General features: G+C 67.8%; 10 protein-coding genes. 4 read left to right on the forward strand and 6 right to left on the reverse strand.

Features of this window, described 5'->3' with window-relative positions:
• The 5 genes from I55_RS32905 to I55_RS09295 form a co-directional block, all read right to left on the reverse strand.
• A partial coding sequence (locus I55_RS32905; RefSeq protein ID WP_148293640.1) for a hypothetical protein occupies window positions 1–511 on the reverse strand: 511 nt, incomplete at its 3' end.
• Between the two features lie 117 nt (window positions 512–628).
• Entirely contained in the window at window positions 629–1,759 is a 1,131-nt protein-coding gene (locus tag I55_RS09280) for a hypothetical protein (RefSeq protein WP_148293641.1), read from the reverse strand.
• Between the two features lie 33 nt (window positions 1,760–1,792).
• Window positions 1,793–2,293, reverse strand: a complete 501-nt coding sequence (locus tag I55_RS09285; protein WP_148293642.1) for a GNAT family N-acetyltransferase — start codon at window positions 2,291–2,293, stop codon at window positions 1,793–1,795.
• Entirely contained in the window at window positions 2,290–3,777 is a 1,488-nt protein-coding gene (locus I55_RS09290; RefSeq protein WP_049973976.1) for a S9 family peptidase, read from the reverse strand. The genes I55_RS09285 and I55_RS09290 overlap by 4 nt, the downstream gene beginning before the upstream one ends.
• Before the next feature lie 115 nt (window positions 3,778–3,892).
• On the reverse strand, window positions 3,893–4,390 hold the full coding sequence (locus tag I55_RS09295; RefSeq protein WP_044560249.1) for a hypothetical protein: 498 nt from the start codon (window positions 4,388–4,390) through the stop codon (window positions 3,893–3,895).
• Window positions 4,391–4,548: 158 nt separating this feature from the next.
• Between I55_RS09295 and I55_RS09300 the strand changes: the two genes are divergently transcribed.
• Complete coding sequence (locus I55_RS09300) at window positions 4,549–5,454, forward strand: LysR family transcriptional regulator (protein ID WP_044560250.1); 906 nt, start codon at window positions 4,549–4,551, stop codon at window positions 5,452–5,454.
• 41 nt (window positions 5,455–5,495) lie between these two features.
• Here the strand turns inward: I55_RS09300 and I55_RS09305 are convergent, their stop codons facing one another.
• Window positions 5,496–6,227, reverse strand: coding sequence for a hypothetical protein (locus tag I55_RS09305; RefSeq protein ID WP_148293643.1), 732 nt, complete (start codon window positions 6,225–6,227; stop codon window positions 5,496–5,498).
• Between the two features lie 192 nt (window positions 6,228–6,419).
• Here I55_RS09305 and I55_RS09310 point away from each other — a divergent pair, with 192 nt between their 5' ends.
• The 3 genes from I55_RS09310 to I55_RS09320 all read left to right on the forward strand — a co-directional run.
• Window positions 6,420–6,917 carry a formate dehydrogenase subunit gamma gene (locus I55_RS09310; protein WP_083900970.1) on the forward strand — a complete coding sequence of 166 codons (498 nt, stop codon included), beginning with the start codon at window positions 6,420–6,422 and terminating at the stop codon, window positions 6,915–6,917.
• On the forward strand, window positions 6,914–8,485 hold the full coding sequence (locus I55_RS09315; RefSeq protein ID WP_044560251.1) for an NADH-quinone oxidoreductase subunit NuoF: 1,572 nt from the start codon (window positions 6,914–6,916) through the stop codon (window positions 8,483–8,485). The genes I55_RS09310 and I55_RS09315 overlap by 4 nt, the downstream gene beginning before the upstream one ends.
• Window positions 8,486–8,499: 14 nt before the next feature.
• The coding region (locus I55_RS09320) for a 2Fe-2S iron-sulfur cluster-binding protein (protein ID WP_148293644.1) at window positions 8,500–9,265 on the forward strand (766 nt) is incomplete at its 3' end.

A 9,265-nucleotide genomic window follows, 5' to 3' on the forward strand; every position in this document is an offset into this window, starting at 1 on the left:
CGGTGTGCTCGGCCCGCGCCTTCCAGGTTGTAGACTGGCGCGCGGGCGGTAGCGTCACCTCATCGCTCTCGTCATAGACCAGGCTGGTCGAGGCGATGATGAAGCCGCCCCAGCCCCAGACCAACAGCTTGGGCTCGCCGGTATCCGGTAGCGCGCGGACCTGGGCCAGGTATGAGGGGCGTCCCTTGGCGAAGTGCAGGTGGTCTCCCAGGGACTGCGCGCCGCCCATGACCAGGCGGGGTTGCACCACCGCCGCCAGGAAGGTCAGGGGCAGTATCGCCAGGGACAAGGTGCGCCGGGGCCGGCTCTCGCGCCACGCCCGCACAGCCTGGCTTGCCGCCACCATCGCCGCGCCACACCACAGGGCGAGCAGCGCCAACAGCGCCAGGGCGTCGAACGGCGGTTCCCACTCCAACGCGGTGTCGACCAGCACCAGGCCGGTGAAAAGAGCCGCGACGGCCAGCAGGGGCCATAGGGCCGGGCGGTCGGGTGTGAGGGCGGCGGTGGGCATTAGGCGGCTCGGGTAGGGGATGAAGTCCCCTCACCCTAGCCTTGACGCTTTGCCATCGGGTCCACATTTGTCCAGCAGGAACGGGCACTTACCGTGCAGGGTTTGTGCAGGCGGACATCAGGGCGGGTTCCGCACCGGGACTTGCGCCAGTTCCAAGATGGGCGTGTCCTTGACCAAATAGGGGCGCAGGTCGTTCCACGGGATGGTGACCGTTGTCAGTTTGTCATAACCTGGCTCAAGGTCATCATAGTTGAACAACAAGGTCAGGCCACGAATGTCAAAGCGCCAGTTCCGAGGCTTAGCGACGATCTTTTCCAACTGCTTGGCGGACGTGATGGTATCGAACATTGGGGGCGTGGAAACCAAACCGTCCGCTTTCAAGTCCGCATAGGCGCGCCGGCTTAGGAAGGTTCGCCATTGGCTGCGGCTCTGGAAGACGCGACCGGCCGTCAACTCCCTGCCCTCCTTTACCAAGTAAAAGTGGCTGGTGTTCCCGGTTCCGGCCACGCCCGCGCCATGGCCGTGCTCGAAGGTGGCCGTATCAAGCACCAACAGGCTGTCAGTGTAGACAACCAAGTCGGTATTGCTTGAATAATCCGTTGATGCATAAGGATCATTTTCTTGAGTGTTGACCATCGCTATCCGTGCCTCAATCGCGCCAAGTTGGGCATAGTCACGGATGTGGGCGTTCGTCCGGCTATCCTGCGCGCTTGTCACCACCAACTGCGGCAAGCTGACCGTATAGCTATCGGGCTCCGATGCCAGAACTGACCGTTCCTCCTGCGGGGTGGCGATGAAGTCCCTGTCAGGCCGGATATCCTGCCGTGTGATGGTATAATATCTGTGTCCGTCGCATTCCCGAATGAAGGGTTGGGGAGAGTCGATCATATTCTGATACTCAAGCCGTAGGCAGGACGCCATGCCATCGGCTGTGTACGGTTCGTTGTCATGCATTATCCGGGCGACGGGGCCGCATTTGCGTTCAATATAGTTCAGCCAATATTGGCGGTCTCGTGTGAATTGCCTTCCGGCATCGGGCGGCATTTCCGCGAGAGATTCTCGAAAGATGGATTCTTCTTTTGTCGCCAATGCTTCAAGTGCGGCATCGTCGTGAATGATCTTTTTCCACGTGGCATCTGTATAGGTATTGGCCGATTTCATGGCCAGCGCGGATGTAGCGCCCAGTAAAATGCAGGCTGCAAAAATAACGATGAAATACCGGTGGCGCAAAATATAGCTCCAGTTCAAAGTAATAGGCCCAGCTGCCCCAATTGTCCCATATTAGGATACGGGTCGCCACAACACTTCTCGTGTCGCCGGATCCACGGTGATGGCCTGCCGCTCGACTGTCGCGTGCAAGGTTGGTCCGATGCGCTCAGCCGGCATCTGCGTGTAGCCATGGCGGCGGAACCAAGGGCCGTTCCAGGGTGGGACCTTGAAGGTCGTCAGCGTCAGCGCCCCCAACCCCAAGGCCCGCGCGTCGGCCTGGGCCTGGTTCAGCAGGGCGGCCCCGATGCCCTGGCCGATGGCCTCGGGCACCACCGAAATATTGGCGATGTAAAGCTGATTGTCCTGCGGCTGCAGCAGGATGAAACCGGCGGCATTGCCGTTCAGGTCGGCCACCCAGACCATGCCCGTGCCCAAGCGCTCCAGGGCGATGGGCGGGCGGTCGGCGATGAAGGCCAGGTCGGGCCAAGTGATGTAGCGCTGGCGGGCGGCGGCCTCCAGCGCCTGCAGGGCGGGCATCTCATCGGCTTGGGGGCCGCGCAGCGTCACGCTCACGGCTTGACGGCTCCGCCGCTGTGCGCCACCACCCAGTCGGTGATCAGGTCCAGCACCGGCGGTGCCATGGTCTGTGGGATGCGGGCGTATTCGGACGGGGCGCCGGTATCGGCGGGCTGGAATAGGTGGTTGACGCCCGGCACCTCGCGCACCTCGGCCAGGGGGTCGTCGGCCAGGGCGGCACGCAGGGCGGGCAGGTTCTCGGAGGCCGAGACCTGCAGGTCCTTGGACCCCACCAGCGCCAGCACGGGCAGGCGCAGGGCGCGCAGCGCCGGGGCGGGGTCGTAGCCCAGGAACCAGCGGTACCAGGGCTTGGTCACGGCATCGATCATCGCTTCCGACGTGGCGATGCGGTTGTCGCCGCCCATCATGCCACCCTGCAGCAGGATGCGCAGGCGGGCGCGGGCGCGTTCCGGGTCCGTCTCCTGCCTGACGATGGCGTATTCGCGACGGTCCAGGTCCACCAGGCGCTCCGCCCCGGCGGCCCCCACGCCCATGGCCCCGGCGATCAGCCGCTTCTGGCTCAGCAGGATGTCCTCCCCCGGCAGGGCGGGGCCGGCCATCAGCACCAGCCAGGCGATGGCGGGCCCTTTCCCGCCGTCTGCCTGGTTCGCCACCATGGGGGCGATCAGCCCGCCCTCGCTGTGGCCGATCAGGCCGACGCGGGCGGGGTCGATCTCTCTGCGGCTGCGCAGGAAGGCCACGCCGGCGGCGGCGTCGGTGGCGAAGTCGGGCGTGATGGCGGCTTCGAAGTCGCCGGTGGAACGGCCCACCCCCCGGTCGTCCACCCGCAGCACGGCGATGCCGCGCCGGGTCAGGGCGTCGGCCAGCACTAGGAAGGGCTTGTGCCCTTCCATCGTCTCATCCCGGTCCTGGGGGCCTGATCCGGTGATCAGCAGGGCGGCGGGGAAGGGGCCCTTGCCCGGCGGCAAGGTCAGGGTCCCGGCCAGCCGCACGCCCGGTGCTGCCGGATTGTCGTACGCCACCTCCACCGACCGGTAGGGGAAGGGTGGGTGGGGCAGTTGCGGCCGCGCCCGCTCCGCCTGGATCTGCGCCGTGGTCAGCCGGGTCAGGGCCAGGGGGCGGACCTGCCGGCCTTGCGTCCAGGTGCCGGCCAGGCTTTGCCCGTCGGGCGCCAGCGTGCCGGTGTAGCCGCCCAGCACCGCCGGAATCTCGAAGGTGACGGTGTCACCGTCCCGGCTGACATGGGGGATGGGCACGCCCAGGGCCTGCTGGTCCACGCTGTCCAGCGTTCCGGCCAGGGTCCCGGCTCCCCCGTTGGCGCCCCCGACCGCCCCCAGAGCGTCCGATCCCGGAGCGTCCGACCCCTGGGTGCTGTCGGGCGAGGCGGTCACATGGAACACCAGGCGCAGGCGGGTCAGGCCCGTGTCCAGCGTGCCCTGCCAATCGCCGGTCAAGGCGGAGGCGGGGGCCGGATCAGCCGCCAATGCCCGCGGCCCGCCGAAAGCGGCCCACAGCAGCATACCCAGACCTGCCCACGCCTGCCGCCGCACCGTCCGCGCTCCATGTCCGTCAGCCGCTCCATAAGCGTGGTGTCGGTTGGCGCCGCTGTCCAGAGGTCATGCGTTGGGGGTTCGGTCAGGCCGCGATGGTGGCCGGTACGGCCGGGCGGAAACGGCGGGTCGCCAGGAATCCCACCGCCGCGAACAGCAGCAGCAGCGCGCCTTCCGCGGCGCCGAACGGGGGTTCACTGCCCGTGGGCGCCAGGTCGTGCAGGGCCGGCACCTTCAGGAAGGACTGGGCGACGGCGACGAAGGCCAGCAGGAAGACACTGGCCGTCAGGCTGGCGGCGTAAATCCAGCGCCAGGGCCCCCGTAGGGCGAAGGCGTACAGCGCGGCGATGGCCAGGGCCAGGATCAGCAGGGACAGCACCCCCACCCCGTGGGACGGCAGGAAACCGGTGAAGGGGAAGCCGAAGCCGGTGAGATCGGTCAGCACGGCGGCGGCCAGGTAAATAGCCGTCAGCGCCGGCGGCACCCGGTTGCGGAACAGGGCGGCGATCAGGACAAGGCCGATCCCCAGCGCCACTAGGCTGAGATCGGTATGGAAACCCACGTAGCTGGTCGGATCGAACATGGCAGGGCCCCCTTCTGCGACGATGTGGGACTAATCTGCCGTGTCCCCCGCCGCCCAGTCTTGTATCGGCGGGCTGTCTTCACGGATCATGGGTGGCAACAGTGGGCTTCCCGGGCAGTGGGCACCCGGGGGCCGGCAACGGGAGGGCGCCGCGCGGCATGATCGACAAGCTGGAATTCTTCATCGCCCTGGCGCGTGAACAGCATTTCGGCCGGGCGGCGGAGGCCTGCGGCGTCACCCAGCCCACCCTGTCGGCCGGCCTGAAGCAGTTGGAGGACCAATTGGGCGTGCTGCTGGTCAACCGCGGCGCCCGCTACATGGGCCTGACCCAGGAGGGGGAGCGGGTGCTGGACTGGGCGCGGCGCATCGTGGGCGACGCCCGGGCCATGCGGCAGGAGGTGCGGGCCCTGCGCCATGGCCTCAGCGGCCATCTGCGCATCGCCGTCATCCCCACCGCGCTGGCCATGGTGCCCATCCTGACCACGCCGTATCGTGAGCGTCACCCGGCCGTGCGCTTCACCGTGCTGTCGCGCACCTCGGTGGAAATCCTGCATCTGCTGGAGGGGCTGGAGATCGATGCCGGCCTGACCTACCTCGACAACGAGCCCTTGGGCCGGGTGCGCACCGTGCCCTTGTACCGGGAGCGCTACCGCCTGCTTATCTCCCGCGACAGCCCGCTGGGCGACCGCACCCAGGTGAGCTGGGCTGAGGTGGGGGAGATACCGCTGTGCCTGCTGACGCCGGACATGCAGAACCGCCGCATCATCGACCGGCTGCTGGCCATCGCCGGCGCCACCTCGGCCCCCACCCTGGAATCCAATTCCATGATCGTGCTGTTCTCCCACGTGCGCACGGGCAAGTGGGCCAGCATCATGCCGGAGGTCCTGACCACCGCCTTCAACTTTCCGGAGGAAATCCGGGCCATCCCCATCGTCGACCCGGCAGCGGTGCATGACATCGGCCTGGTGGTGCCCTATCGCGATCCCATGACACCCCTGACCGCGGCCCTGGTGGCGGAGGCCCAGAAGGTGGCGCGGACGTTCGGTGATCCGATGGCGCCCTGATGCCGCCCTGACGGTGGCCGCGTGGGCCACCGCCGCCGGGATCAGTTCTGCGCCACCAGTTTCTGGCGGACGCTGGCCAGCAGCTCGCGGGCTTCGGCGCGGCGGCCAGCGTCCCACACCGGCTGGGTCACCGACACTGGGGCGTCCAGCGCATGGGCCAGCACCTTGGCCGACCGTTCGTACTCGCCCTGTTGCGACAGGAACTCGCCATAGAAGTAATTGGACTCCAGCCCGTTGGGGCTGATGGCGATGCCGCGTTCCAGATACTTGCGGGCCTTGCTGTCGCTGCCGAAGCCGATGGGGAAGCCCGGCATCAGGTAATAAAGCGAGCCCAGGTTGACGGCGGCCGCACCCTCCATGGCGGTGGGGTCGATCTTGTCCACCTGTTCGAACAGGTCGCGCGCCTTGCGCACCAGGTCCAGCGAGCCGGCGTTCTGCTCATAGCCGGCGATGCTGCCCAGGATCAGGCCCGTGGTGATCAGCGGCTCCGCCCGGCCGGGGTACCGGGTCTGGATGTCAGCGGCGCGGGCCAGCAGGTCGCGCATCTTGGCGGCCTGGGCCTTGTCGTCGTGCATCTGGTACTTCACGGCCGACCAGTCGCGCAGCAGCTGCGTCACGTCTTGCGCCATCGCCGGATCGGCAGCCTGGCCGGCCACCGGGGCCGTGATGGCCGCCGACGCCGGGGCGTCCACCGACGCGGCCTGCACCGCGATCGGGGCCGCCAGCATCAGGCTCAGCAGGGTTGATGTCACAGCAAGAATACGCGCACGCATGATTCCACGTCCCGGTGACGGGCGTCCTGGTTTGGGCGTCCTAAAGGGTTTCAGAAAGCCGCGGGGCCCCATCAGGTGGGGGCGGCGTGATAGAAGTTTTCTATCGCAGCATGGAACGGCTTCGTTGATTAAGCGCCGCCAATAGCCAACTTCTTACAACAGGGAGTTTGCCCAAGAAGTGAGGCCTCGGCTGTGACGTCTGCCACAACAAGTACCGCCTGGGACGGCGAAAAGGCCGCGGAAGTCATTGCGGCGCATCGGAATCTTGAAGGGCCTGCATTGCCGATACTGCATGCCTTGCAGGAGACATTCGGCCACGTTCCGCAAGAGGCGGTACCTCTATTGGCGGAGGCGCTGAACCTTTCCCGCGCGGATGTCCATGGAATAGTGAGCTTTTACCATGATTTCCGCGCCGAACCGGCCGGCCGCCATGTGGTGAAGCTGTGCCGGGCGGAGGCTTGCCAGTCCGTCGGCGGCCATGCGCTGGCCGAGGGGCTGCTGCATCGGCTGGGCCTGGAGTGGGGCGGCACGACCGGGGACGGGCAGGTGACGATTGAGCCCGTCTATTGCCTGGGCCTGTGCGCCTGCGCCCCCGCGGCCCTGGTGGACGGGCGCCCCCTGGGCCGCCTGACGCGGGAACGGCTGGACGCAGCGGTGAACGAGGCGCGTAACGATTGGGCCAAAGCATGACGATTCCGGAAAGCACCATCCGCATCTTCATCCCCCGTGACGTGGCGGCGCTGGCCGTGGGCGCGGATGAGGTGGCGCAGGCCGTCCAGGCCCACGCCGCCGCCCAGGGCCAGGCCATCACCCTGGTGCGCACCGGCTCACGCGGGATGTTCTGGCTGGAGCCGATGGTGGAGGTGGAGACGGCGGCCGGCCGCATCGCCTACGGCCCCGTGCAGCCGCGCGACGTGCCGGGCCTGTTCGCCGCCGGCTGGCTGACCGGGGCGGTACATGCCCTGCGCGTGGGCCGGCCGGAGGACCATCCCTTCCTGGCCCGCCAGACCCGCCTGACCTTCGCCCGCTGCGGTATCGTCGATCCGCTGTCGGTGGATGACTACAAAGCCGCCGGCGGCTATCGCGGCTTGGCCAAGGCCATCGAGATCGGCGGGGCCGCGACGGTGGAGGCGGTGACCAAGTCCGGCCTGCGCGGCCGCGGCGGCGCCGGTTTCCCCACCGGCATCAAATGGAAAACGGTGCGCGACGCGGTCGCCGACCAGAAATACATCGTCTGCAACGCCGACGAGGGCGACAGCGGCACCTTCGCCGACCGCATGATCCTGGAGGGCGATCCCTTCTGCCTGATTGAGGGCATGACCATCGCCGGCCTGGCGGTGGGCGCCACCCGGGGCTACATCTACAGCCGGTCCGAATACCCGCACGCCAACGCCACCATGATCCGGGCGCTGGAAATCGCCCGCGCCGCCGGCCTGCTGGGCCGCGACATCCTGGGATCCGACCTGGAATTCCACCTGGAACTGCGGGTGGGTGCCGGCGCCTATGTCTGCGGCGAGGAAACCGCCCTGCTGGAAAGCCTGGAGGGCAAGCGCGGCGTGGTGCGGGCCAAGCCGCCGCTGCCGGCGCTGAAGGGCCTGTTCGGCCGGCCCACCGTGGTCAACAACCTGCTGTCGCTGGCCACCATCCCGGTGATCATGGACCTGGGCGCGCAACATTACGCCGACTTCGGCATGGGCCGGTCGCGCGGCACCATGCCCATCCAGCTGGCCGGCAACGTGCTGCACGGCGGCCTGTTCGAGACGGCCTTCGGCCTGACCCTGGGTGAGATCGTGATGGAGATCGGCGGCGGCACCGCCAGCCGCCGGCCGGTGCGCGCTGTGCAGGCGGGCGGCCCGCTGGGCGCCTACCTGCCGCCCAGCCAGTTCGACACGCCTTATGACTACGAGGCCTTCGCCGCCCGCGACGCCCTGATCGGCCACGGCGGCCTGGTGGTGTTCGACGACACCGTGGACATGGCCCACATGGCCCGCTTCGCCATGGAGTTCTGCGCGGAGGAATCGTGCGGCAAGTGCACGCCCTGCCGCATCGGCTCCACCCGCGGGGCGGAGGTGGTGGACCGTATCCTGGCTGGCCGCGACGTGGCGGCCAACATCGTGCTGCTGGAAGACCTGTGCAACACCATGAAGTTCGGATCGCTATGCGCCCTTGGGGGCTTCACGCCCTATCCGGTGCTGAGCGCCATCCGTCATTTTCCTGAGGATTTCCACGGCAGGCGCCTGCCCGCCGCGGCCGAGTGAAGGAGGATCAGGCCATGAGCATGGTTCCTGAGATCGACTACGGCACCCCGCATCCCCGTGGCCTGAAGGGCGACACCGACGCCAGGATGGTGACCCTGACCATCGACGGCGAAACGGTGACGGTGGCGGAGGGCACCTCCATCATGCGCGCCGCCATGGACAGCGGCGTCACCATACCGAAGCTGTGCGCCACCGACACGCTGGACGCCTTCGGTTCCTGCCGGCTGTGCCTGGTGGAGATCCAGGGCCGGGCGGGCACGCCCGCCTCCTGCACCACGCCGGTGGCCCCGGGCATGGTGGTCTCCACCCAGACGGAGCGGCTGAAGCGCCTGCGGAAGGGGGTGATGGAGCTGTACATCTCCGACCACCCGCTGGACTGCCTGACCTGTGCCGCCAACGGCGATTGCGAACTGCAGGACATGGCCGGCGCCGTGGGCCTGCGCGAGGTGCGCTACGGCATGGAGGGCGCCAACCATCTGGGCCAGGCCAAGGACACCTCCAACCCCTATTTCACCTTCGACCCGTCGAAGTGCATCGTCTGCTCCCGCTGCGTGCGGGCCTGCCAGGAGGTGCAGGGCACCTTCGCCCTGACCATCCAGGACCGGGGGTTCGAGAGCAAGGTCTCGGCCGGCATGGATGAGGACTTCATGGACAGCGAGTGCGTCAGCTGCGGCGCCTGCGTCCAGGCCTGCCCCACCGCCACGCTGATGGAAAAGTCGGTCATCGAGATCGGCCAGGCGGAACATTCCGTCGTCACCACCTGCGCCTATGCGGCGTGGG

The sequence above is a fragment of the Azospirillum sp. B4 genome, assembly GCF_000333275.1.
Lineage (GTDB): Bacteria > Pseudomonadota > Alphaproteobacteria > Azospirillales > Azospirillaceae > Nitrospirillum.

Coding starts and splice junctions, on each gene's coding strand:
- I55_RS09290 (WP_049973976.1), bottom strand. CDS start 3,777: ATGCTGCTGTGGGCCGCTTTCGGCGGGCCGCGGGCATTGGCGGCTGAT.
- I55_RS09295 (WP_044560249.1), bottom strand. CDS start 4,390: ATGTTCGATCCGACCAGCTACGTGGGTTTCCATACCGATCTCAGCCTA.
- I55_RS09300 (WP_044560250.1), top strand. CDS start 4,549: ATGATCGACAAGCTGGAATTCTTCATCGCCCTGGCGCGTGAACAGCAT.
- I55_RS09305 (WP_148293643.1), bottom strand. CDS start 6,227: ATGCGTGCGCGTATTCTTGCTGTGACATCAACCCTGCTGAGCCTGATG.
- I55_RS09315 (WP_044560251.1), top strand. CDS start 6,914: ATGACGATTCCGGAAAGCACCATCCGCATCTTCATCCCCCGTGACGTG.